Consider the following 25,421-nt stretch of genomic DNA (forward strand, 5'->3'; position numbering starts at 1 on the left):
TTTTACTAATATTAGTTGTTGCTAATATAGTAAAATCTAATATATACTTCAGCTATTAACAATTTCCTTAATTATTCATTGCCTTTTTAGTGGTTAACTTGAATGAATAATTGAGTTCATCATAGAGTTATTTTTGGAGTAAATGAGTAATGTTAAAAGCTATCCCTGATTTAATTAAAGAAGCGTCTCAAAATGTTAGACGTATTCCAGCAAATCAAGCAAGAGAAGAAATCCTTGAGAATAACGGTTTGTTGATTGATGTGCGTGAGCCACAAGAATTTGCCACAAGCGCCGCCGATGGGGCAATTAATTTGCCTAGAGGAGTGTTAGAAATGCGTTTAGTTGAACTAGAAAAAGATGCAAAACGTCCAATCTACTTACATTGTGCTACCGCAGGGCGTGCTACCTTAGCAGCAGAGCAATTAGCTAGAGTAGGCTATGAAAATGTTACTTGTATTAGCTGTAAGTTTGAAGTGATCAGGGCTGAGTTTTAATTCAAAATCAACAGAGACTAAGCAAGTGTAAAGTGCATTATACCAAGTCCATTAATTAACCGCTCATTTTTAATGGTTAAAATGAATAACTACTGCGTTATAAAATTTATAAGTAGAATAACTACTTACTAAATTTTATGCCTTGTATTTATCCCTTTTTCCTCATGAAAAAGTAGATCTCTTAATTAATGGAATTGGTATTATTCCAACTTGCTTAGCATCAGTTTAAATCTTACTACAAGCGTTTTGATAACGTAAATGCGCCTCTAATATCGCCCTTGCTAAAACCTACGGCTTGATCATTTGGGTATTGTTGATTTATGTGTTGGAGCACGTTTTTATCTATATTTTTACCATGGCAGGCTAAGCATATTTCAGCCGTGCCAATAGCTTGCATAAAACGATAATCAGTTGTGGTTAATTGCTCCTGTGTTAGCTGCTTAAAAGACTCACCATTAGCCTTTCTGTCTGCCAATTTAACTAATGTTTCTTGTTCCCACTGGTCGGCAATATTATCTTCATTTCTAACTTTTAAGCTTGTTCTAGCTACTTGCCAACCATCGATAGATAGAGAATTAGCAATTAACGGGGCTTGTATTTTACAAACATCAATTGCAGAAGTTAATCCGCCTGCTTTAATTGCTTGTTGTAATTGGCCTTTGAGCTGACCTGCAAAAATTTTTATTTTATTTTGTGCCTCTTGCCTATATTCAGATATGGGCTCTAAGCTCGATTCATGTTGACTATTATTTTCGCCATAAGCGACGCTTGTAAACACAGATAGCACAACTAAGCCGATAGCAGCGTTATATTGCAATTGATTATTCATAACTAAACCTAATACCAGTGTATTTGTATAAATCAAATAAGGGTATTAATACTATAGATCAGCTAATGAAATTTTAAAGCGTTAATGGTGGCTAGAATTTACTCGCTGGTAATATCTATGTCTGTGGTAGGGATTGAGCAGCAAGGTAGGATCTCACCGTCTCTGATAAACGCTAGGGGTTCACCATTGATGTATTCTACTTCACCTTTATTTAAAGTTACTCGGCATGCACCACAAAAGCCATCGCGGCAATGATAGTGTAATTCGATGTCATTTGATTCTAAGAATTCTAAGGTGGTTTTAAAAATAAGGTTGTCGAAATCTTTTTCAACAACCTTACCATCTACAGTGATTTTTTTGCTCATTGAAGCGCTAATCAATTATTAAAGATCGAAATCTTCAAAGTCAGCACTATCAACAGAGCTATCAGTTTGTCCAACAAGATAAGATGAAATCTCAGTTTCTTGTGGTGCAACTTGTACGTTATCACTTGAAAGATATGAGTTAATCCAAGGTAGTGGGTTACTCTTAATATTGAATTGAGGCTCGTAACCAATCGCAGTTAAACGTTGGTTTGATAGATACTCAATGTATTGCTTTAAAATTTCAGCATTCAAACCAATCATTGAACCATCTTTGAATAAGTAATCAGCCCATTCTTTTTCTTGCTCGATTACATCTAAAAATAACTCTAAGCCTTCTTGATGTAACTCTTGTGAGATCTCTTGCATTTCAGGATCGTCTTTGCCGGTAGCCCACAAGTTTAAGATATGCTGAGTTGCCGTTAAGTGTACAGATTCGTCACGGGCAATTAGCTTGATAATTTTTGAATTACCTTCTAATAATTCACGCTCGGCAAATGCAAATGAACAAGCAAATGATACATAGAAACGGATAGCTTCAAGGGCATTAGTCGAACATACTGAGCGGTACAATGCTTTCTTGATTTCACGTGTTGTAACAACAACTTCTTCACCATCAATAGTGTAAGTACCTTCACCTTGCGATTGGAAAAGTTGGGTAAGTAAAATTACTCTATCGAAATATTTACTGATTGCACTGGCGCGTTTTAAGATGTTGTCGTTAATCACGATATCATCAAATACTTCACTCGGGTCGGTAAATAAATTACGTAAAATATGAGTATATGAACGCGAGTGAATCGTCTCGTAAAAGCCCCATGTTTCAATCCAAGTTTCAAGCTCAGGAATAGATACAAGCGGTAATAAACAAACGTTTACACTACGCGCGGCAATTGAATCAAGTAATGTTTGATACTTAAGGTTGGAAATGAAAATATGCTTTTCACTGTTAGTAAGTGACTGCCAGTCAGCTCTATCTTTAGAAATATCAACTTCTTCTGGACGCCAGAAAAATGATAATTGTTTCTCAATTAACTTTTCAAAAATAGGGTGTTTTTGCTGATCAAAACGCGATACGTTTACGGTTTGGCCCATAAACATAGGTTCTAATAGTGGATCATTTTTAGTTTGATTAAACGTTGAATACGACATGTTTACTCCCGAAAAATACCTGGCCTATGTCGTGCGCTATTGGTATTTCCATTTTATTATCATGCGAAAACCGCAGGGCGATAATCGCATCTGCGGTTTAATAGAGTTAGCTACTCTTAAATTTTACATGCACCGCCGGCGCAATCATCTTCCATACCTGCTTGGTCATCACCTGAACCATCACGAGTATTGTGGTAGTACATGGTTTTAACACCTAGCTTGTAGGCTAATAAAAGGTCTTTTAAAATTTGTTTGATTGGTACTTTACCATTAGCAAATTTAGAAGGATCATAATTGGTATTGGCGGAAATTGTTTGGTCAACAAACTTTTGCATAATACCAACAAGCTCTAAGTAACCTGTGTTATCAGGAATATTCCATAACAATTCATAGTTATGTTTTAGCTTTTCGTACTCAGGTACTACTTGTTTTAAAATACCATCTTTACTTGCTTTAATGCTGATTAAGCCACGTGGCGGCTCGATACCATTGGTTGCATTTGAAATTTGTGATGATGTTTCTGAAGGCATTAACGCTGAAACCGTAGAGTTACGAACGCCGTGCTCTTTAATACTAGCGCGTAAGCCTTCCCAGTCTAGGTGCAAGCTTTCAGAACAAATTTTATCGATTTCTTTTTTGTAAGTATCGATAGGTAAAATGCCTTGTGCTAAACGAGTTTCGTTAAACTTAGGACAAGCTCCTTGCTCTTTAGCTAAATTATTTGACGCTTTAAGTAGGTAATACTGAATTGCTTCAAATGTTCTGTGAGTAAGGTTGTTAGCACTACCATTTGAGTAGTACACGCCATTTTTAGCAAGGTAGTATGCGTAGTTAATAACACCTATACCTAAAGTACGACGTCCCATAGTAGCACTTAATGCCGCCGCTACAGGGTAGTCTTGATAATCAAGTAAGTTATCAAGGGCACGTACAGCTAAATCAGCTAAACCTTCAAGTTCATCAAGACTGTCAATTTTACCTAAGTTGAATGCTGATAATGTACAAAGAGCGATTTCGCCATTTTCGTCATTAATATCATTCATTGGTTTGGTTGGCAGGGCGATTTCTAAACATAAGTTAGATTGACGAACTGGTGCAACTTCAGGGTTGAATGGGCTGTGCGTATTACAGTGATCAACGTTTTGTAAATAAATACGACCAGTACTTGAACGCTCTTGGGCAAATAAAGTAAATAACTCAATTGCTTTAATGCGTTTTTTACGAATCGAATCATCATTTTCGTATTTAACGTATAACTCTTCAAATAACTCTTGGTTTTCAAAGAATGCGTCGTATAAACCTGGCACATCTGATGGGCTAAATAAGGTAATGTATTCGCCTTTGATTAAACGTTGATACATTACTTTGTTAAATTGTACGCCGTAATCTAAATGGCGAACACGGTTTTCTTCAACACCACGGTTATTTTTAAGTACCAGTAAGCTTTCTACTTCTAAATGCCAAAGTGGGTAGAATAGGGTAGCAGCACCGCCGCGAACACCACCTTGTGAACAGCTTTTTACCGCTGTTTGAAAGTGCTTATAAAAAGGAATACAACCAGTATGGAATGCTTCACCGTTACGAATTGAGCTACCTAAAGCACGAATTCGACCGGCATTAATACCAATACCAGCTCGTTGTGATACGTATTTTACGATAGCACTTGTTGTGGCATTGATAGAATCTAGAGAGTCACCCGCTTCAATTAACACACACGATGAGAATTGACGAGTTGGCGTACGTACACCGGCCATAATTGGTGTAGGTAATGAAATTTTAAAGGTCGAGATGGCATCATAAAAACCTTTAATATAATCTAAACGTGTTTCAACAGGGTATTTAGCAAATAAACAAGCGGCAACTAAAACATATAAAAATTGCGCACTTTCGTAAATTTCGCCTGTTACTCGGTTTTGTACCAAGTATTTACCTTCTAGCTGTTTAACAGCAGCATAGCTGAAGTCTTTGTCGCGATTATGGTCAATAAACGCGTCCATAGCAGCAAATTCTTCTGCTGTATAATCTTCAACTAAATGCTTATCGTATTTACCGGCAGCAACTAACTTAGTTACGTGATCGTAAAGTGCTGGTGGCTCATATTTACCGTAAGCTTTTTTACGTAAATGGAAAATCGCTAAACGAGCTGACAAGTATTGATAATCAGGAGTTTCTTCTGAAATTAAATCTGCCGCTGCTTTGATGATGGTTTCATGAATATCTTCAGTCTTTATACCGTCATAAAATTGGATATGAGATTTGATTTCTACTTGAGAAACAGAAACTGAATCTAAGCCTTCGGCAGCCCAGTCAATTACTTTATGGATTTTATCGAGATCGATAGGTTCTTTTTCGCCATCGCGCTTGGTGACAAAGAGATTGTTATTCATGAATGACCTGTTTTATGTATTTATTATTATGTTTTAGTTATTTTTTATACAAGGTGTAAGTAATACTGCCCGCATCCTTGCTGTTTATTGCTGGTAACTCGTCGACCTGATTGAGTTACTTTCCCGCTAAATAATGCCGTAGTGTTATTGTTCAAGTTATGCACTACATCTAGGGGTTTTGTTTGTTACTAATCACAAGATAATGAGGTTTAGCTTTTAATGCAACCCCTAAATCTTGATAAAATATAGCTGTTTTTTTACTTGCATAAACTAGGTTAGTAACAACTAACTTAGTAACGCTTTAAGCTCTTAATTTAAATCAGATGCAAGATCTTTTTTTTACTAAAAAAATATTTTTAGATATTGTTAAATTCTTTTAGACGATAAAATTCCATTTATATTCTTTATTGTCATAAGAGAGATAAAATCAAGTATAATCAAAGGTTTATGTTTGTGGTTTAATAAGTGTGCAGTTTGCTCGTTATTTATACCAATGAAAATTTTGGCTGACTAGAATTTTACTCGTTTATTCACTCAGCTAGCTGTAATAACTGCATTGGCTGGTCAATAATATGATCTGCTTGCCAACTGTTACCTTCATTTGGATATTTTAAATAGCCCCAATTGGCAACTACCGTTTTCATTTCACAAGCATTACCAGCGATGATATCTCGCTCGGCATCACCGAGATAGTAAATATCCTCACAGGCAACACCAAGTTCATTGCTAGCAAGTAACATAGGTGCAGGGTGAGGCTTTCTTTGCGGCAAAGTGTCACCACTTATATTTGACTTAGAAAGCTCAAGCTCGGCAAAACACTTTAATAAAGGTGTCGTTAAAAACTCAGGCTTATTAGTGACAATGCCCCAAGGAATGCTTTGCTCATCTAAATAGGCGAGTAACTCTTTAATGCCAGGGAATAGCTGTGTATGGGCGGCAATATTAGCTAAGTAATAATCTAGAAATTCTTGGCGTAGCACTTCTTTATCAAAATTTTGCAATTGCTCTTTAAAGCCTAAATCAAGTAAAGGATAAACCCCATCAGAAGCCACTAATCGGTATTCATCATAGCTCACTTTGGCAAAGCCATATTTATCCATAAGATAATTTAAACTTGCGCCAAGATCCTTAGCTGTATCGAGTAAAGTGCCATCTAGATCAAATAACACCCCCTTAATGTTAGGCATACTCAGTCTTAAGCTTCTTGGTTAAGTGGTTTACGACACGCAAGGATGTAGTTTACATCTAGGCCTGCTGCAAGCTTATGATTTTCAGTTATAGGATTATAGTGAATACCAGTGGCATCAAAACATTTTAAACCTGAATCTTCAGCCCAGCTTATTAACTGCGATGGCCTAATGAATTTGTCCCAATCATGGGTACCATCTGGCACTAGTTTAAGCACTTTTTCAGCCGCTAATATCGCAAATAAGTATGATTTAGTGGTTTTATTTAACGTTGAAAAGAATACGTAACCACCAGGTTTTACCATATCAGCGCAAGCTTTAATGATAGAAGCCGGATCAGGCACATGCTCGAGCATTTCCATACAAGTAACTACATCAAAAACTTGTTGATTTTGCTCTGCCTTAGACTCTGCAGTAATTTTTTCGTAAGTAACATCAACACCAGCTTCTAACGCATGCAACTTAGCTACGTTTAAAGGCTCTGTGCCCATATCAATGCCAGTAACATTAGCGCCTAAACGGGCTAAGCTTTCAGCAAGAATACCGCCACCACAGCCAACATCGATGATTTTTTTATCAAATAGGTCACCGACATGAGAAGAAATAAAATTACGGCGCAGAGGGTTAATTTGATGTAAAGGTTTAAAATCGCCATGTAAGTCCCACCATTGACTGGCTACTTTTTCAAACTTGGCAATTTCATCAGGATTAACGTTTAACTGTTCAGACATAAGGAGGGTCTTTAAAAATTTATATTATGAATTAGATTCTAATATAAAGCAGAGTATAAAAACAAAGATCAATTTATTGAATTTATACTTAATTTAAAAATAATACGTCTATTGATGTTTTTTTAAACGAATGAGTTGCAGCTAAAGCTTAAGCTTTCTTAGCAACATTTTGTTCGCTAACTCGATCACCAATTTTATTAAGAACGTTTATTTCACCATCGCATACAGCAATGATTGATTTATTCTTTTTAAACTCGTCACTAATGATCACACGGCCATTTTCTCTTTGCGGAAAATGCTCAACAGAATGATTTAATTCAAGCGAAGCGATATCGTAATATAAAATGGATACTTTTCTTAAAGTAACTTTAGTCATGTATACAGCCCATTGTTTAGTTTTTGCAGGTCAATGAGCTAAATATTTAGTCCATCAATCCTTACTACAAGAAAAGCATTTATACTGAAGAATCTTTGTGCTGTAAACATTTTATTAACATATGTGCTTAATTATTCAATTTTTATTCAGGAAATCAGCTACAACTCTACTATTTTTTGTGCTTGTCAAAAAAAAGTTAAAAACCCCTGTATTCGACACGTAAATTCCTTTATAAATAGTGATAACAAAAATTACTTTTGTGCTGTTACAAAAATAGAAATGTTTTTAATAGGCGCGGGGTAATAAAGCAGTGCAGTTTGTTAATTATCTATGTTAAGATTCTGCCTCGATAATAATAATTTTTGAGCATTTTTGCTGACATTTAGGGAAAGCATCGTTATATGACCGATATGGCTAAAGAAATCGTTCCTGTCAATATTGAAGACGAACTAAAGAATTCCTATCTTGATTACGCTATGAGCGTAATTGTTGGGCGTGCATTGCCTGACGTTCGAGATGGTTTGAAACCAGTGCATCGTCGAGTTCTGTATGCAATGCATGCACTTGGCAATGATTGGAATAAGGGCTACAAAAAATCAGCTCGTGTTGTTGGTGACGTAATTGGTAAGTATCACCCTCATGGTGACACAGCTGTATACGACACTATTGTTCGCATGGCTCAGCCATTCTCCTTACGCTACATGCTTGTTGACGGCCAAGGTAACTTTGGTTCTGTTGATGGCGACTCAGCTGCGGCAATGCGTTACACCGAAATTAGAATGCAAAAAATATCGCATTCAATATTAGCCGATCTTGAAAAAGAAACGGTTGATTTTGTTCCTAACTATGATGGTCAGGAATTTATGCCGGCAGTTATGCCTACACGTATCCCGAACTTATTAGTAAATGGTTCATCGGGTATTGCTGTTGGTATGGCAACTAATATCCCACCACATAACTTAACTGAAGTAATTAATGGCTGTATCGCGCTTATTGATAATAGCGACATTACTATTGAAGAGTTATTTGAGTTTATTCCTGCTCCAGATTTTCCAACCGCAGGTATCATCAGTGGTGTAGCTGGTATTCAAGAAGCTTACAGAACGGGTCGTGGTAAATTAATGATCCGTGCTCGCGCCGAGATTGAAGTGCATGAAACAACAGGTAAAGAAACTATTGTTGTGCATGAATTACCATATCAAGTAAACAAAGCACGCTTGATTGAAAAAATGGCCGAGCTCGTTAAAGAAAAACGTATTGAAGGTATTTCGGCCCTACGTGATGAGTCTGATAAAGACGGTATGCGTATGGTTATTGAGATCAAACGTGGCGAAGTAGGTGAAGTTGTTTTAAATAACTTATATAAACTTACGCAAATGCAAGTATCGTTTGGTATTAATATGGTTGCAATCGATGGCGGTCAACCGCGATTATTCAACCTAAAAGAAATGCTTGAAGCTTTTGTACTTCACCGCCGTGAAGTAGTTACTCGCCGTACTATCTTTGAATTACGCAAAGCTCGTGAACGTGCGCACATCCTAGAAGGTTTAGCTGTTGCATTATCTAATATCGATCCGATCATTGCTGCAATTAAAGCATCACCAACAGCTGCCGAAGCTAAAGAGAAGTTAACTTCTCAAGGTTGGGCTCTTGGTAATGTTGCAGACATGCTTGAAAGATCAGGTGTTGATGCCGCTCGTCCTGATTGGTTAGAAGACCAATACGGCTACCGCGATGGTTTATATTACTTAACAACACAGCAAGCGCAGGCGATTCTTGATTTACGCTTACAAAAACTTACTGGCTTAGAACATGAAAAAATTCTAAGTGAGTACAAAGAGTTATTAGAAATCATTGCTGAATTAATGCATATTCTTGCTAGCCCTGTACGTTTAATGGAAGTTATTCGTGAAGAGTTAGAAGTAATTCGTGATGAATTTGGTGATGAACGTCGCAGTGAAATTTCATTAGCGTCGCATGATTTATCAATGGAAGACTTAATTACCGAAGAAGACGTTGTTGTTACGCTTTCTCATGAAGGTTACGTTAAGTACCAACCATTATCAGAATACGATGCTCAGCGCCGTGGTGGTAAAGGTAAAGCTGCAACTAAGATGAAAGAAGAAGACTTCATCGAACGTTTATTAGTAGCTAATACTCACGATACTATTTTATGTTTCTCAGATCGTGGTCGTATGTACTGGCTGAAGGTATTCCAATTACCTCTAGCAACTCGTACTGCTCGTGGTCGCCCAATAGTAAACATTTTACCATTAGAAGCTGATGAGCGTATCACTGCTATTTTACCAGTACGTGAATACGAAGAAGATAAATTCATCCTGATGGCTACAGCATCTGGTACAGTTAAGAAAACGCCATTAACGGCTTATTCTCGTCCTCGTGCAAATGGTATTATCGCGCTTAACTTACGTGACGATGATACCTTGATCGGTGTTGATATTACCGACGGTACCAATGACATCATGTTATTCTCTGATGAAGGTAAAGTTGTTCGCTTTAACGAGAAAGCTCGTGATAGCGAAACTGGTGAAATTAAAATAGACCCAGAAACAGGTGAGCAAATTGAAGCACTTCGTGCAATCGGTCGTACCGGTACTGGTGTTCGCGGTATTAAGTTAGAGGGCGATCAAAAAGTTGTTTCTCTTATTGTGCCAAAAACTGACGGTCCAATCTTAACGGTAACTGAAAACGGTTACGGTAAGCGTACCGACTTAGGTGAGTACCCAGCGAAGAGCCGTGCAACTAAAGGTGTTGTATCAATTAAAGTAAGCGAACGTAACGGTAAAGTTGTGGGCGCGGTACAAGTTGAAGAAGCCGATGAGATTATGCTTATTACAGACAACGGTACATTAGTACGCACCCGAGTTAACGAAGTAAGTATCATAGGTCGTAATACCCAAGGTGTACGTATTATTCGTACCGCAGAAGATGAGTTGGTTGTTGGTTTACAACGTATCGATGAAATCGAAGAAGATGAAAGTGCTATTGAAGGTGAAGTAGAGCAAACTACTGATGCCCAAGCAACTAGCGACGAAGCTGATGCGTCAGAAGCTCCAGCGGCAGATGCCGAAGGTGAAACTGAAGCAGAATAATAGTCTTCATACCCGCTATTTAATAACGGGTATAGCTATCATCTAAAAAATGGGCGGTCTTTACCGCTCATTTTTATTTTAAGCAGTTAAGTTAATCCATTAACCTAGCTTAACTGCTTAAAATAAAATAATTAAAGCAGTGAATGGAATAGTCATGACAAACATTTATAATTTTTGCGCAGGTCCTGCGATGCTGCCAACTAAGGTGATGCATCAGGCTCAAAGTGAGTTTATCAACTGGAATAACACGGGTTGTTCAGTAATGGAGTTAAGCCATCGTGGTAGTGAGTTTATGCAACTTGCTAGTCAAGCTGAGGCAGATCTGAGAGATTTACTTAATATACCTGACAACTATAAGGTGTTGTTTTGTCATGGTGGTGGTCGTGGTCAGTTTTCAGCTGTGCCATTAAACCTTCTACCACAAGGTAAAAGTGCTGATTACATCGTAACAGGTTCATGGTCAAAAAGTGCCGTTGCAGAAGCTAAAAAATTCGGTGATATTCGTGTTATTGATGCGGTAATGGAAAAAGACGGCATAAAAACCACATTACCAAGTGAGCATTGGCGTATAAATAAAGATGCTGCTTACGTGCATTATTGCCCGAATGAAACGGTTGATGGTATTGAAATCTTTGATATCCCAAATACTGGTGATGTGCCATTAGTTGCGGATATGTCATCAACTATCCTGTCGCGTCCTATCGATGTATCTAAGTTCGGCCTTATTTATGCTGGTGCGCAGAAAAATATTGGCCCGTCAGGCTTAACCATAGTTATTGTTCGCGATGACTTAATTGGTAAGCAGCAAATCGGCACACCGGTTATTTTAGACTATAAAGTAACGGCAGATAATGACTCTATGTTTAACACTCCGCCAACGTATGCATGGTATTTAGCTAGCTTAGTTTTTAAATGGTTAAAAGAGCTTGGCGGTTTAGATGTGATGGCACAAGTCAATAACGATAAAGCGCAATATTTATATAACTATATCGATCAAAGTGATTTTTACGAGAATAGAATTGCGCCACAAAACCGCAGCTTAATGAACGTACCGTTTTATCTTGTTGATGATGCATTAAATACCGAGTTTTTAGAACAAGCAAAAGAGCAAGGTTTATTAGCGCTTAAAGGCCATCGTATGGTCGGCGGTATGCGAGCTAGCATATACAATGCGATGCCATATGAAGGCGTAGTAGCCTTGGTTGATTTTATGAAAGAATTTGAGAAGAGGGCAAGATAAGTGGAGCAGTTAACGTTAAATCCAATAGGTAAAATAAATGGTGAAGTTTTTTTACCTGGTTCAAAAAGCTTATCAAATCGCGCATTATTAATTGCCGCATTAGCTAATGGTGTTACCAAGATCACTAACCTTTTAGTAAGTGATGACATTAACCATATGCTTAATGCGTTAAAAACACTTGGTATTAAATATACCTTAAGTGAATGTGGCACTGAGTGTGTAGTTGTTGGTAATAATGGCTTTTTCTCTACTAAAGAGCCATTAGAGCTTTTCCTTGGTAATGCTGGTACCGCGATGCGCCCACTGTGCGCTGCACTTGCTGCAAGTGAAGGTGAGTTTGTGCTAACAGGTGAGCCGAGAATGAAAGAGCGACCTATTGGTCACTTAGGTGATGCACTAGTTCAACTTGGCGCAGATATTGAGTACCTTGAAAACAAAGACTATCCACCAATTAAGTTAAAAGGTAAGTCGTTAACGGGGAGTTCGGTAACAATTGATGGTTCAATTTCAAGTCAATTTTTAACGGCAATCTTAATGATTGCACCTTTATTAGCAACCGACACCAATATAAATATCGAAGGCGAATTAGTTTCTAAGCCTTATATCGATATTACCCTAGACATAATGCAAAGGTTTGGGGTGAGTGTACAAAACAATGATTATAAATCTTTCACAGTTAAAGGTGGTCAATCATATCAAGCACTAGATAAATATATGGTTGAAGGTGATGCTTCTTCTGCATCATATTTCTTAGCCGCTGGTGCGATTAAAGGTGGCAAAATTACCGTGCATGGTGTTGGCAAATTAAGCGTACAAGGTGATAAACACTTTGCTGATGTACTTGAAAACATGGGCGCGGAAGTCTCTTGGCAAGATGAGTCGATCACGGTTATAGGTAAACCATTAACCGCAGTTGATATGGATATGAACCATATTCCAGATGCAGCAATGACTATTGCTACTACAGCACTTTTCGCGACAGGCACAACCTCTATCAGAAATATTTATAATTGGCGCGTTAAAGAAACGGACCGATTAAATGCGATGGCGACAGAGCTTCGTAAAGTAGGTGCAGAGGTAATTGAAGGTAATGACTATATTACTATTACGCCTCCGGCAGTACTTAAACACGCTGAAATTGATACTTATGATGATCACCGAGTTGCTATGTGTTTTTCTCTGGTTGCTCTAAGTGATACCGCAGTTACGATTAATGACCCTAAATGTACTGCAAAAACATTCCCTGATTATTTTGATAAATTAGCACAAGTATCTGCTTAATATCTGCTTAGACCAGTTTGATTAATTCCTTTTTGTTTTAACAGTGAATTTAATCAAATTGGTACTAAAATATTATTTGCGCGATTTTATTAAATAAATGCCGTATAATCTCGCCGAATTTCTATTTAGGAGAAATATATATGCCGACAAGCATTCCTGTTATTACCATTGATGGGCCTAGCGGCGCAGGGAAAGGAACTGTTGCTAGGATAGTAGCAGAGCAACTAGGTTGGAACTTACTTGATAGTGGTGCTATTTACCGAGTTTTAGCGGTTGCAGTAGAACATCACGGTATTGATATCGAGTCTGAAGATGCGATTATTCCATTAGCATCTCATTTAGATGTTGAGTTTAAGTCTGTTAATAACACTTCAAGAGTTATGCTTGAAGGGGAAGATGTTACCGATGTTATCCGTACTGAAAACATTGGTATCATGGCATCAAAAGTAGCTGCATTTCCACGAGTTCGTGAAGCATTATTACGCCGTCAACGTGCGTTTAAAGAAACGCCTGGCTTGCTTGCCGATGGCCGTGATATGGGCACTGTTGTTTTTCCTGATGCACCCGTAAAAATATTTTTAACGGCAAGCGCTGAGGAAAGGGCGCAAAGGCGTATGAATCAGTTGCAACAGAAGGGTATTGATGTTAATATCGGGCGCCTTTTGGATGACATACGTCAAAGAGATGAGCGCGATCAAAACCGCGAGGTTGCTCCGCTTGTACCTGCCGAAGGGGCTTTAATCGTTGATTCTACCGAATTAACTGTTAACAAAGTGGTAGAAAAAATTCTATTGTTTGCTAACGAAAAACTTACTTAAGTTTTTGATTAATAAATAAAACCTAATTTAATTTTAGGGCTTACTGCACGGAAGCACGAAGCCAATTTAACTTACCCATGACACATGAAGTGGATTGGACTAATAACTGAGTTTATATACAAGTTATGATGGAAAATTTTGCACAGCTTTTTGAAGAAAGCTTAAAAGAAATCGAAACACGTCCTGGTTCTATTATCAAAGGTACTGTTGTTGCTGTTAACAAAGACAACGTAATCGTTGATGCTGGCCTTAAGTCAGAGTCTGTTATCTCAATTGACCAATTCAAAAACACTTCTGGTGAAGTTGAAGTTGCAGTTGGTGATGAAATTGACGTTGCTCTAGATGCAACTGATGATGGTTTCGGTGAAACTATTCTTTCTCGTGAAAAAGCGAAGCGTTTTGAAGCTTGGCAATTCCTTGAAAAAGCATACGAAGAAAAAGAAACTGTTATCGGTGTTATCAACGGTAAAGTTAAAGGCGGCTTCACAGTTGAAGTTAGCAACATTCGTGCTTTCTTACCAGGTTCATTAGTAGATGTTCGTCCAGTACGTGACACTGCTCACCTTGAAGGTAAAGATTTAGAATTCAAAGTTATTAAGCTTGATCAAAAGCGTAATAACGTAGTTGTATCTCGTCGTGCTGTTATCGAATCAGAAAGCAGTGTTGAACGTGATGAACTTCTTGAGTCTCTACAAGAAGGTCAAGAAGTTAAAGGTATCGTTAAGAACCTTACAGATTACGGTGCGTTCGTTGACCTTGGCGGTATCGATGGTTTATTACACATCACTGATATGGCTTGGAAACGTGTTAAGCACCCAAGTGAGATCGTTAACGTTGGTGATGAAATCCCAGTTAAAGTTCTTAAGTTCGACCGTGAGCGTACTCGTGTATCTCTAGGTATGAAGCAATTAGGCGAAGATCCATGGGCAGCTATTGCTAAGCGTTACCCTGAAGGTGCTAAACTTTCTGGTCGCGTAACTAACTTAACTGACTACGGTTGTTTCGTTGAAATCCAAGAAGGCGTTGAAGGTTTAGTTCACGTTTCTGAAATGGATTGGACTAACAAAAACATCCACCCATCTAAAGTTGTTAACTTAGGTGATGAAGTTGAAGTTATGGTTCTTGAAATTGACGAAGAACGTCGTCGTATTTCTCTAGGTCTTAAACAATGTATTCCTAACCCTTGGGAAGAGTTTGCTAAAAACTTCAACAAAGGCGACAAAGTATCAGGTAAGATCAAGTCAATCACTGACTTCGGTATCTTCATTGGTCTTGACGGCGGAATCGACGGTCTTGTTCACCTTTCTGATATTTCTTGGAATGGTGGCGAAGAGTCAGTACGTGAATACAAGAAAGGTGATGAAATTTCAGCTGTTGTATTACAAGTTGACCCAGAGCGCGAGCGTATTTCATTAGGCGTTAAGCAAACTGAAGACGATCCGTTCAACATGTACTTAAGCGACAACAAGAAAGGTGCCGTAGTTACTGGTACTGTTATCGAAGTTGATGCTAAAGGTGCTAAAGTTGAATTAGCAGAAAGCGTTGAAGGTTACCTACGTGTAGCTGACATCTCTACAGATCGTATTGAAGATGCTTCTACTGTTCTTAAAGCTGGTGATAGCGTTGAAGCTAAGTTTGTTGGTGTTGATCGTAAGAACCGCACTATCAGCTTATCAATCAAAGCGAAAGACCAAGCAGAAGAACGTTCAGCAATGGAAAACTTAAACCAAGTTGAAGATACTGGTTTAAGCGCTATGGCTGAAGCATTCAAAAACGCTAAAAACTAAGAAATTCTTAACTATTAAGTAGTTAAATTGTAATTTTTTACGTTTTATATTAAAAGCCGCTAACACTAGCGGCTTTTTTGTGCTTAAATTATAGTAATGTCCATAATCCTTGAAACAATGCCAATAGTATTAATGAGTTGCGCAGCTAAAACTCATTATCAAGTAGTTAATACTAGCGCGGCATTTTCAATAAAATAAGTTAATAGCGGAGTTCACATGACTAAATCAGAACTGATTGAAAAACTAATCGATAAACTCGACCATTTATCTGCCAAAGATGTAGAGTTGGCAATAAAAGAAATTTTAGAAATGATGTCTAGTACTTTAGAGCAAGGTGAGCGCATCGAAATCCGTGGTTTTGGTAGTTTCTCTCTGCATTACCGTGCTCCTCGAGTAGGACGTAACCCTAAAACAGGTGAGTCAGTTGAGTTAAACGGTAAATATGTACCTCATTTTAAGCCGGGTAAAGAGTTACGTGAAAGAGTTAATCTTTCTCTCGCTTAATCCGCTTGTAAATCAAGGTGTCAGAGTCGTTGAAATATCAAGTACTCTGACACCTTGATTGCAGTAATTTAATATAATCGAGTTTTAAATTTGAAATTATATTTATCTATCGTTGTTTTATTCATTTTTCTCGCCATCGCTTTCGTATTTGGTACTCAAAATGAGCAAATAATCGAATTAAACTATATCATTGCAAGAAGTGAACTACCGATCGCACAAGCGGTAAGTATTTTTACTTTTATTGGCTTTGTCATTGGTGTATTAACCATGACGTTAGTTATGCTCACTCGTAAAATTAAACGTAGTAAATCGAGTGATTCTGCAAAAAACACCACATCAATAAAGAACTAAGCAAAAATTATGTTTGAGTTGCTGTTTTTATTGCTCCCCGTCGCCGTTGGTTATGGATGGTTTATGGGGCGTAATAGCGTTAAACAAAAAAAACAACATGCTAAAGACTCTCTTTCGATAAAATACTCTACTGGCTTAAACTATCTATTGTCTAATCAACAAGATAAAGCAATGGATTATCTTTTAGAAGCGCTTGAAGTTGAAGATGACACTGTTGAAGCACACTTTGCTATGGCTAACCTTTTTCGTCGAAGAGGGGAGCTAGATAGAGCTTTAAAAGTACATGAGTACCTTGTGCGTCAACCAATGCTTTCTGATAAAGAAAAACAACAGGCGGTATTTGAGTTAGGACGTGACTTTTATACTGCGGGTTTGTATGACCGTGCTGAGAAAATGTTTGCCAAGCTGCTTAAATCAGCTATGTATGGTAATAAATCTTTGACTTATTTATTGCATATTTACCAGTCTACAAAAGATTGGGATCAAGGTGTTACGTTAGAGAAGTCGGTCATTAAAAGTAATGATAAAAAGCTACGTCATGTGCTTGCCAACTTCTACTGTGAACTTGCAAGTATTGCGATAGCCAAAGATGAATACATCAAAGAGTTAGAATTATTGCAAAAAGCATTAGAGCTTGACCCTAAATCAAGTAGGGCTAATTTGCTGATGGCACAAGTTTTTGAAAATAGTGAGCAATTTAATAACGCTTGTCGTTGTTATAAAGAAATATTTTTGCAAGATCAGGAGTTTTTTCCTGACGTTATTGATAAAATGCAAAGCTGTTATCAGCGTAGCGATCATAATGATGAGTTTTATCCATTTATTAAACAAGTTTATGATAAATCAGGAAGTACTTCAGCACTGATAAAATATTTAGATTTTGTTATTGAAACACAGTCTAAAAAGAAAGCAGAAGAGTATTTGTTGTCTGCATTAAATCGCCGACCAACGATCAAAGGCTTTAAGCACTTTATTAAAATGCAGCTTAATGAGCAGGATTCAGATGCCAGCTCGCAAAGTCTTGATGTTATTAAAGAGTTGGTCGCCGCTTATTTAAATATAAAACCGCGCTATAGTTGCCGCAACTGTGGCTTTAATAGTACGGTCCACTATTGGTCTTGTCCCTCTTGTCATGATTGGGAGCAGTTAAAGCCAGTACGTGGCCTTGAAGGAGAGTAAATTTATGGCTGATGCCAAAGTAGTAGTTGCCCTTGATTTTGCTAAGCAAGCCGATGCATTTTCATTTGTTGATAAAATCCAGCCTCAAGATTGTAAATTAAAAGTCGGCAAAGAAATGTTTACTCATTTTGGCCCTGAGTTTGTTACTAGCTTAGTTAACCGTGGTTTTGATGTATTCCTTGATCTTAAGTTTCATGATATTCCAAACACTGTAGCAAAAGCTGTTTCTGCCGCTGCCGATCTTGGTGTATGGATGGTTAATGTGCATGCAAGTGGCGGCTCTAAAATGATGAGCCAAGCCAAGCTTGCTCTAGATAGTTACGGTAAGGATGCACCTTTGCTAATTGCCGTAACAGTCTTAACAAGTATGAGCCAAGAAGACTTAATTGAATTAGGTATCAATGCTACACCAGAGCAGCAAGTAATGAACTTAGCAAAGCTTACTAAGCAATCGGGTTTAGATGGCGTTGTTTGTTCCGCGCAAGAAGCTGCAATGCTTAAATCAACGCTAGGGCAAGACTTTAAACTAGTTACTCCTGGTATTCGTCCTGTGGGTGCTGCGGTTGATGATCAAAAGCGTATCATGACACCGCCACAAGCAATTGATCTTGGTGTTGATTATTTAGTTATTGGACGCCCAATTACTAAATCAGATAATCCTCATCAAGTACTACAAGATATAAATCGTTCGATTATCGTTTAAGCGTTTAGTTATCTATTCTTTATTGCAGCCGTTTAATGAAAGTTAAACGGCTTTTTTGATTTTTGCCTAGTAGCTTTATCTTTTTGACAAATATAAATGCTGTTCTAATATTAGTGCTACCAAGCTTATTAAGTCTTCTTTTATTTTATTAAAACTAGACAATTCAATTAGTAGGTTTGGTATTACCACATGGGGTGGTAATACCAATTGATTAGATATTTATTTCACTTGGTATAACTTAAATTAAAAGGAATTAATTATGAAATCCATTCATAGATCACTATTACTATTGTCTTTATTATCTTCACCTTTACTAACCGCAACTACAGTGAACGCTAATGAAGATACAAGCGTAGTAGCAAATGTTAGCCAGAATAAAGTTAATGTTAATAAAGCCGGAGTAGAGCAACTTAGTAGCTTAAAAGGCTTAGGTGAAAAGAAAGCTCAAGCTATTGTGCAATATCGAGATACATATGGCCCATTTAAAAGCATTGAAGAATTAAAGAATGTTAAAGGTATAGGCGTTAAGTTTATTGAGAAAAACTCTGCTTACTTAGTGTTGTAATTAAAAATTTAACATTACGCATAAAAAAGCCAGTCATATGACTGGCTTTTGTTTTTAGCTTGTTTTACTGCAAATTACAGTTAAAACTTAAGCTCCTGGTTTAGTTGGACCAGCTGAACTCTTATTGCTTGCCGAAGCTGATGTTGCAGCTTTGTTTGAGCGTACTACTTGAGCTCTATCTGCATTAGATAGTGCAGCAGTTGGTAATGACTCATTAGAAGAGGTAAATGCTTTTGGCTTAGTCATAGGCGCATGGGCTTTACCTTTCATTGCAATGGCTTTTACTTTAGCTACTGCTTTTGGTTTAGCAACCTTTGCTTTTGGCTCAGCTTTAACTTCTTCAGTTTTCGCTTCTTCAACTTTAGCTGGCTCAGCTTTAACTTCTTCAGTTTTCGCTTCTTCAACTTTAGCTGGCTCAGCTTTAACTTCTTCAGTTTTCGCTTCTGCAACTTTAGTTGGCTCAGCAGTAACTTCTTCAGTTTTCACTTCTTCAACTTTAGCTGGCTGTGCAGCAACTTCTTCAGTTTTCGCTTCTTCATCTTTAGCTGGCTCAGCTTTAACTTCTTCAGTTTTCGCTTCTTCAACTTTAGCTGGCTCAGCTTTAACTTCTTCAGTTTTCGCTTCTTCAACTTTAGCTGGCTCAGCAACTTCTTCAGTTTTAGCTGGCTCAGTAACTTCTTCAGTATTCACTTCTGCAACTTTAGCTGGCTCAGTAACTTCTTCAGTATTCACTTCTGCAACTTTAGCTGGCTTAGCCGCTACTTCTTCAGCTTTTACTTCTGCCGTTGTCTCTGGCTCTGGTAAATCTAAAGTCGTTTGAACTTCAACAACTTCTTCTTTACTGCTTGGGTAACGAGTAACAACAGGATCATCAGTACTTACTACTTCATTAGTAGTCGTTTCGGTTTGATCTTTTCTACGACGTTGGCCATGTGAACGTAAGTGACGTGGTGAACGACGATTTCTTGGACGTTGCTCGCCGTTATCAGTCTTAGCTTCGTTTGTTGCAACTTCTACTTGAGGAGCTGCTTCAACAGACGTGTCCGTTGGAGTTTCAACTGCTTTAGCTGCTGAATTATTTTGCACTTTATTGTCATTACCTCTAACCTTTTTACGAGTATTTCGGCGCTGACGACGTTCTGCAACTTTTTCTTCTTTAGGCGTATCCGCATCGCTTGCTTTCGGCTGCTGCTTTTTAGGCTGCTGTTTTTTAGCTTGCGCTGGTTTATTTTCAGTTGCCTTATTCGACTTCTCATTCTTATTCGACTGATTGCGATTTTGGTTGCGATCATTCGGCTTGTCAGAATTACGGTCTTGGCCCTTACCACGACGCTGTTGATTACGTGGCTTACGGTTACGTTGATTACGTCTATCTTGATTCTTGCGGTTATTATTTGATTTTTTCTCAACAGGAGCTGGTTGCTCTTCTGTTGTGAATAAAGATTTAAAGAAGGCAATAACACCTGCAATGAAACCTTTAGATTCAGTTTTAGTCGCTGTCGATGCTTGAGCTTGCTTAGCTTGAGCTGGCACAGGTTTTGGAGCAGACATGCCTTGTAGTACTGGCTCATCGCGCTTAACGGCTTCTTTTTGGAACTTAGGCATTACAGCTTCTTCTTGTGCTGTGGTGGTTAATTCCATTTCGTAGCTAGCTGTTGCTGTAGATTCATCATCACGCACACGAATTACTTCGTATTGTGGAGTGTCCATATCACGGTTAGCTAAAATTAATACTTTAACGTTATGGCTCTTTTCAATATGACCAACAGCATTACGTTTTTCATTAAGTAAGTAAGTGGCAACAGGTACTGGTACTTGCGCGTGAACTTGATTAGTTTTATCTTTAATCGCTTCCTCTTCCATCAATCGTAAAATTGATAAAGCTAGAGATTCAACGCCACGAACATGGCCAGTACCACTACAACGTGGACACACACTTTGGCTGGTTTCACCAATAGAAGGGCGAAGACGTTGACGTGACATTTCTAGTAAACCAAAACGTGATATACGACCTAATTGGATACGGGCTCTATCAGGGCGAACTGCGTCACGCATACGGTTTTCAACTTCGCGTTGATGGCGAACAGGTGTCATATCGATAAAGTCGATAACAACTAAACCACCTAAATCGCGAAGACGTAATTGACGAGCAATCTCTTCTGCAGCTTCTAGGTTAGTATTAAACGCTGTCTCTTCAATATCACCACCTTTTGTCGCTCGGGCAGAGTTAATATCGATAGACGTTAATGCTTCAGTTGGATCGATTACGATTGAACCACCTGATGGTAAACGAACTTCACGTTGGAAAGCGGATTCAATTTGAGATTCAATTTGGTAATGGGTAAATAGAGGTACTTCACCTTTATATAATTTAACTTTATTAATAAAGTCAGGGCGTACTAATTGAATGTGTTGTTTTACGCTGTCAAAAATCTTCGGACGATCAATAACAATCTCACCAATGTCGCGACGTAAGTAATCACGAATAGCACGTAAAATTACGTTACTTTCTTGATGAATTAAAAACGGAGCAGGGCGTGACTCTGCTGCTTCAGAGATTGCAGCGTAGTGTTGTAATAGAACGTTTAAATCCCATTCTAACTCTTCATAAGCTTTACCAACACCAGCAGTGCGGACGATTAACCCCATGCCTTTTGGTAAGTTAAGTTTGCTTAAAGAATTCTTAAGGTCGGTACGCTCTTCACCTTCGATTCGGCGAGAAATACCACCAGCACGAGGGTTGTTTGGCATTAATACTAAGTAACTACCAGCAAGACTGATAAACGTTGTAAGTGCCGCACCTTTTTGGCCACGCTCTTCTTTATCAATTTGAACGATTACTTCTTGGCCTTCGCGCAATACTTCTTTAATGCTAGGACGACCTTGAAAGCTATAACCTTGTGGGAAATAACTACGAGCAACTTCTTTCATAGGTAAGAAACCGTGACGATCAGCACCGTAATCGACAAAAGCAGCTTCTAAAGATGGTTCTACGCGGGTAATAGTACCTTTGTAAATGTTTGATTTTTTTTGTTCATGGCCAGGGCTTTCGATATCTAAATCGTAAAGGTTTTGACCGTCAACAAGCGCTACGCGGAATTCTTCCGATTGTGTAGCATTGATTAACATGCGTTTCATATTGTCTGTGACTCATTGGTTAAGTCACAACACTTTTACTAAGTGCAAAAGCAATCTTTGCAATGCCTTGATTGGATGTATATTTGGATCCAAAAATCAACGCATACAGAGGGTTGGCAGCCTCACGGATGTCAACTCCCAAAATAAGGGGCCTGTTAAAGTATCTGATTGTTTTTAATTAAACCAATACGATTATTTAGATCTTGATAGTTGTTAACCATCGCCAAGAATATTTATATTTTCGTATTCGTTTTTTTAAACTTTTCACTCAGCAATTGTGCTGTGCTTTTCTTTCATTGTTTGTTCTTTTTCGCTGGATTATCTGTTTATGCTGTCAACACTAGTAAGTTACATACTCTAGTGTAAGCAATAGGCAATTCATTCAATGTATCGTGCTAGCTAGTAGCTGATAATTTGTACATTGAAGTTGCCGCAGTAAACCTCTTACGTCTCTACAAGAACATCGTTTATTTCGTTATTGGAAATTTTCATCAATAACGAGCTGCATTATCCCACTAATTAATAGGATAAGGCAATAAATATACTGAGGTTTATTGTACTTTTCTAGCTGATTTTAGTCTTATTTGCTTAATTCTTATGATAAACTTGCGCTTATGAAACCAGAAAATACAAAAGTCGCTAGCAATAGCGCTGAAAATACCGATAACAGCGAAGAGCGTCCTAAAGTTAGATTTATCACAATTGATGAAGAAACAGACGGCCAACGTATAGATAACTTTTTGATGAAAACCCTGAAAGGGGTACCAAAAAGTATGATTTATCGTTTACTGCGCAAAGGCGAAATTCGAGTGAATAAAAAGCGTATTAAACCCGAATTCAAACTCAGTAATGAAGATATTATTCGAGTTGCGCCAATTCGAGTTTCTGAAGAAGCCGCGCCGGTATCAACCAAATTAAATATTGTTGCTAACCTTGAACAGCATATTTTATTTGAAGATGAATGCATGATGGTGATTAATAAACCAACTGGCATGGCTGTTCATGGCGGTAGTGGTTTAAGCTTTGGCTTAATTGAAGCGTTACGTGCGCTGCGTCCACAAGCTAAAATGCTTGAGTTAGTACATCGTTTAGACCGAGACACTTCAGGCTGTTTAATGGTGGCTAAAAAGCGTTCCGCTCTGCGTAACTTGCATGAACAACTGCGCAATAAAACCGTACAAAAGTTTTATCATGCTTTAGTTAAAGGTCATTGGAACCCTAAGATGAAACGGGTAACTGAAGGCTTACGTAAAAACGATCTTAAATCGGGCGAGCGTGTTGTTGTTGTCGATAATGTAAACGGTAAAGAGTCGGAAACACGCTTTATTGTATTAAAACACTATGAAGGCTGTAGCTTAGTAAGAGCATTTCCTGTTACTGGGCGCACGCATCAAATTCGTGTTCATTGCCAGGTATCCGGCCATCCAATTGCATGTGATAGTAAGTATGGCTCTGAGGAGTTCACCGCAGCAATCAATAAACAAGGTTGCAAGCGTTTATTCTTACATGCAGCAAGTATTGAGTTTACTCACCCGCGCAGTGAACAAAGAGTGAAGTTTGAAGCGCCATACGATGCCGCGCTAACCAATATTTTGAAGAAACAAACGGTAAAAACCTACTAAAAATCAAGAGGGTCAGATCAACTTGATATTATTTTATTAATATCAAGGTGTCTGACACCTTGATATTTAATTTTTTTGGTTTGCTAATACATCAAAACCTTCATTTTTTAATAATTGATGCAAACGAATTAATGGCAAACCAATTAATGTATTTGGATCTTCACCTTTCAGGCTTTCAAATAAACAAATCCCTAAACCTTCACTTTTAAAGCTACCAGCGCAGTTAAATGGCTGCTCGGCGTTAACATACGCTTGAATTTCATCTAAAGTCAGTTCGCGGAAAGTTACGTAAAAAGGTTCAACAATCACTTGGCTGTTTTTGGTTTCGGCGTTTAATAAGCAAAGACCAGTTAAGAAAGTAACTGTTTTACCGCTAAAAGAGCTTAGTTGTTGCACTGCATTGTCAAAATTACCAGGTTTGCCAAGTACATTGCCGTCGCAAAGCGCAACTTGATCTGAACCAATAATAAGGCCAGAAGAAAACTCATCACTTACTTTTTCAGCTTTTTGTAAGGCTAATCGAGCAACAAGTTGCTCTGGTGTTTCATTTTCTAGTGCTGATTCATCAATATTAGGTTTTGCACAGGTAAATGGTATGTTGAATTTTTCTAATAATTCTTTGCGAAAAGGAGAGGTTGAACCCAAAATTAATTGTGTCATGTGATAAAGTACTCTTTAATTTGGCTAAATTGTTTGCTGCTTAAGTTTAACTAAATTTTTTTAGTGATAACAATAAATTCAATAATTTGCGTAAAATGAGCTGATAAATGTTCATAAATAAAGCAGTTGTGTTAAAATTTGTATCTAAATTAGGATTTACAATTAAATTGATGAATTTTCTTTTGACACAGGGCGCTACACCATTTAATATGCGCGCCATATGAAGAATCTTAAGCTTCCATTAACAATAGACCCAAGACGAAGTGCGCAACGTCGCCTTTTGTGTGAGGGCTATTTTGAATTAATTGGATTAGATAGATTGCTTGCTATTTCTGAAAAGGCTAGCGAGCATGTAAATGTAAAAATGAATTTTGATGTTGATGAACAAGGTTTGATTGTTATCAGCGGTAACGCATCAACCAAAGTATCATTAACATGTCAGCGTTGTAATGAACTGTACGAAGAAAAACTTGAAGTTGAGTTTTGTTTTAGTCCAGTGAAAAATGAAGAGGGTGCACAGCACTTACCTTCAGATTATGATGCTGTAGAATTAGATGAAAATGGTGAAGTAAATCTACGTGATTTAGTGGAAGACGAGTTAATCCTTGCTGTTCCATTGATACCAAAGCATAAACTTGAAGACTGTTCTGCTGATGCAGATACAACTTGGGGTAAACTGCCGGAAGTCGTAGAAAAACCGAATCCATTTGATATGTTAAAACAACTCAAGTAACTTGTGATTTTAGGAGTAGGGTAATGGCCGTACAAAAAAGTAAAAAGTCTCGTTCAAGACGCGGCATGCGTCGTTCGCACGATGCAATCACTACAGAAAACTTATCTGTAGATCCAGTTTCAGGCGAATCTCATCGTCGTCACCATGTAACAGCTGATGGCTTTTACAAAGGTGTCAAAGTTATCGCTAAATAAGCGACCTAACTTTGG

Annotated in this window: 23 protein-coding genes; 14 read left to right on the forward strand and 9 right to left on the reverse strand. The window is 37.9% G+C overall.

Going from position 1 to position 25,421, the window contains the following annotated elements:
• Positions 1–149: 149 nt before the first annotated feature.
• A complete protein-coding gene (locus FNN08_RS03585; protein WP_143583379.1) occupies positions 150–494 on the forward strand; it encodes a rhodanese-like domain-containing protein in 345 nt (114 codons plus the stop codon).
• Positions 495–729: 235 nt separating this feature from the next.
• On the opposite strand, the gene FNN08_RS03590 is transcribed toward FNN08_RS03585, so the two are convergent.
• The 7 genes from FNN08_RS03590 to FNN08_RS03620 form a co-directional block, all read right to left on the reverse strand.
• Positions 730–1,323, reverse strand: a complete 594-nt coding sequence (locus FNN08_RS03590) for a DUF3365 domain-containing protein (RefSeq protein ID WP_143583380.1) — start codon at positions 1,321–1,323, stop codon at positions 730–732.
• Between the two features lie 98 nt (positions 1,324–1,421).
• On the reverse strand, positions 1,422–1,688 hold the full coding sequence (gene yfaE, locus FNN08_RS03595; protein WP_143583381.1) for a class I ribonucleotide reductase maintenance protein YfaE: 267 nt from the start codon (positions 1,686–1,688) through the stop codon (positions 1,422–1,424).
• A gap of 18 nt (positions 1,689–1,706) precedes the next feature.
• Positions 1,707–2,837, reverse strand: coding sequence for a class Ia ribonucleoside-diphosphate reductase subunit beta (gene nrdB, locus FNN08_RS03600; protein ID WP_143583382.1), 1,131 nt, complete (start codon positions 2,835–2,837; stop codon positions 1,707–1,709).
• Positions 2,838–2,953: 116 nt separating this feature from the next.
• On the reverse strand, positions 2,954–5,224 hold the full coding sequence (gene nrdA, locus FNN08_RS03605; RefSeq protein WP_143583383.1) for a class 1a ribonucleoside-diphosphate reductase subunit alpha: 2,271 nt from the start codon (positions 5,222–5,224) through the stop codon (positions 2,954–2,956).
• A gap of 530 nt (positions 5,225–5,754) precedes the next feature.
• Positions 5,755–6,411 (reverse strand): HAD family hydrolase, encoded by a 657-nt coding sequence (locus FNN08_RS03610; RefSeq protein ID WP_143583384.1) that lies wholly within the window; start codon positions 6,409–6,411, stop codon positions 5,755–5,757.
• An 8-nt stretch (positions 6,412–6,419) separates the two neighbouring features.
• Positions 6,420–7,142 carry a bifunctional 2-polyprenyl-6-hydroxyphenol methylase/3-demethylubiquinol 3-O-methyltransferase UbiG gene (gene ubiG / locus FNN08_RS03615; RefSeq protein WP_143583385.1) on the reverse strand — a complete coding sequence of 241 codons (723 nt, stop codon included), beginning with the start codon at positions 7,140–7,142 and terminating at the stop codon, positions 6,420–6,422.
• A 148-nt stretch (positions 7,143–7,290) separates the two neighbouring features.
• Entirely contained in the window at positions 7,291–7,518 is a 228-nt protein-coding gene (locus FNN08_RS03620; protein WP_143583386.1) for a TIGR02922 family protein, read from the reverse strand.
• Positions 7,519–7,919: 401 nt separating this feature from the next.
• On the opposite strand from FNN08_RS03620, the gene gyrA reads away from it, so the two are divergent.
• The 10 genes from gyrA to FNN08_RS03670 all read left to right on the forward strand — a co-directional run bounded on the left by gyrA (position 7,920) and on the right by FNN08_RS03670 (position 19,059).
• Positions 7,920–10,631 carry a DNA topoisomerase (ATP-hydrolyzing) subunit A gene (gene gyrA / locus FNN08_RS03625; protein WP_143583387.1) on the forward strand — a complete coding sequence of 904 codons (2,712 nt, stop codon included), beginning with the start codon at positions 7,920–7,922 and terminating at the stop codon, positions 10,629–10,631.
• 154 nt (positions 10,632–10,785) lie between these two features.
• The gene (serC, locus tag FNN08_RS03630; RefSeq protein WP_143583388.1) at positions 10,786–11,871 is read left to right on the forward strand and encodes a 3-phosphoserine/phosphohydroxythreonine transaminase; all 1,086 of its coding nucleotides are present in this window, start codon (positions 10,786–10,788) and stop codon (positions 11,869–11,871) included.
• Entirely contained in the window at positions 11,872–13,152 is a 1,281-nt protein-coding gene (gene aroA, locus FNN08_RS03635) for a 3-phosphoshikimate 1-carboxyvinyltransferase (RefSeq protein ID WP_143583389.1), read from the forward strand.
• A gap of 140 nt (positions 13,153–13,292) precedes the next feature.
• Positions 13,293–13,970: a (d)CMP kinase gene (gene cmk / locus FNN08_RS03640; protein WP_143583390.1), complete on the forward strand. Its 678-nt coding sequence runs from the start codon at positions 13,293–13,295 to the stop codon at positions 13,968–13,970.
• Between the two features lie 125 nt (positions 13,971–14,095).
• Entirely contained in the window at positions 14,096–15,757 is a 1,662-nt protein-coding gene (rpsA, locus tag FNN08_RS03645; protein ID WP_143583391.1) for a 30S ribosomal protein S1, read from the forward strand.
• Between the two features lie 216 nt (positions 15,758–15,973).
• On the forward strand, positions 15,974–16,261 hold the full coding sequence (gene ihfB, locus FNN08_RS03650; protein WP_143583392.1) for an integration host factor subunit beta: 288 nt from the start codon (positions 15,974–15,976) through the stop codon (positions 16,259–16,261).
• A gap of 90 nt (positions 16,262–16,351) precedes the next feature.
• Positions 16,352–16,612 (forward strand): lipopolysaccharide assembly protein LapA domain-containing protein, encoded by a 261-nt coding sequence (locus tag FNN08_RS03655; protein WP_143583393.1) that lies wholly within the window; start codon positions 16,352–16,354, stop codon positions 16,610–16,612.
• 9 nt (positions 16,613–16,621) lie between these two features.
• A complete protein-coding gene (gene lapB, locus FNN08_RS03660; RefSeq protein ID WP_143583394.1) occupies positions 16,622–17,791 on the forward strand; it encodes a lipopolysaccharide assembly protein LapB in 1,170 nt (389 codons plus the stop codon).
• Positions 17,792–17,795: 4 nt separating this feature from the next.
• Complete coding sequence (pyrF, locus tag FNN08_RS03665; RefSeq protein WP_143583395.1) at positions 17,796–18,494, forward strand: orotidine-5'-phosphate decarboxylase; 699 nt, start codon at positions 17,796–17,798, stop codon at positions 18,492–18,494.
• A gap of 259 nt (positions 18,495–18,753) precedes the next feature.
• Positions 18,754–19,059, forward strand: coding sequence for a ComEA family DNA-binding protein (locus FNN08_RS03670; protein ID WP_143583396.1), 306 nt, complete (start codon positions 18,754–18,756; stop codon positions 19,057–19,059).
• Between the two features lie 87 nt (positions 19,060–19,146).
• Here the strand turns inward: FNN08_RS03670 and rne are convergent, their stop codons facing one another.
• Positions 19,147–22,197: a ribonuclease E gene (gene rne / locus FNN08_RS03675; RefSeq protein ID WP_143583397.1), complete on the reverse strand. Its 3,051-nt coding sequence runs from the start codon at positions 22,195–22,197 to the stop codon at positions 19,147–19,149.
• A 614-nt stretch (positions 22,198–22,811) separates the two neighbouring features.
• Here rne and rluC point away from each other — a divergent pair.
• Positions 22,812–23,819, forward strand: a complete 1,008-nt coding sequence (rluC, locus tag FNN08_RS03680) for a 23S rRNA pseudouridine(955/2504/2580) synthase RluC (RefSeq protein ID WP_143583398.1) — start codon at positions 22,812–22,814, stop codon at positions 23,817–23,819.
• Positions 23,820–23,885: 66 nt separating this feature from the next.
• Here the strand turns inward: rluC and FNN08_RS03685 are convergent, their stop codons facing one another.
• The gene (locus FNN08_RS03685; protein ID WP_143583399.1) at positions 23,886–24,479 is read right to left on the reverse strand and encodes a Maf family protein; all 594 of its coding nucleotides are present in this window, start codon (positions 24,477–24,479) and stop codon (positions 23,886–23,888) included.
• Between the two features lie 220 nt (positions 24,480–24,699).
• On the opposite strand from FNN08_RS03685, the gene yceD reads away from it, so the two are divergent.
• Both yceD and rpmF read left to right on the forward strand, forming a co-directional pair.
• The gene (yceD, locus tag FNN08_RS03690) at positions 24,700–25,212 is read left to right on the forward strand and encodes a 23S rRNA accumulation protein YceD (protein ID WP_143583400.1); all 513 of its coding nucleotides are present in this window, start codon (positions 24,700–24,702) and stop codon (positions 25,210–25,212) included.
• Between the two features lie 23 nt (positions 25,213–25,235).
• Positions 25,236–25,406, forward strand: a complete 171-nt coding sequence (gene rpmF, locus FNN08_RS03695; protein ID WP_143583401.1) for a 50S ribosomal protein L32 — start codon at positions 25,236–25,238, stop codon at positions 25,404–25,406.
• Positions 25,407–25,421 lie beyond the last annotated feature (15 nt).

It is taken from the genome of Thalassomonas sp. M1454, from assembly GCF_007097525.1.
Classification (GTDB): domain Bacteria; phylum Pseudomonadota; class Gammaproteobacteria; order Enterobacterales; family Alteromonadaceae; genus Thalassotalea_A.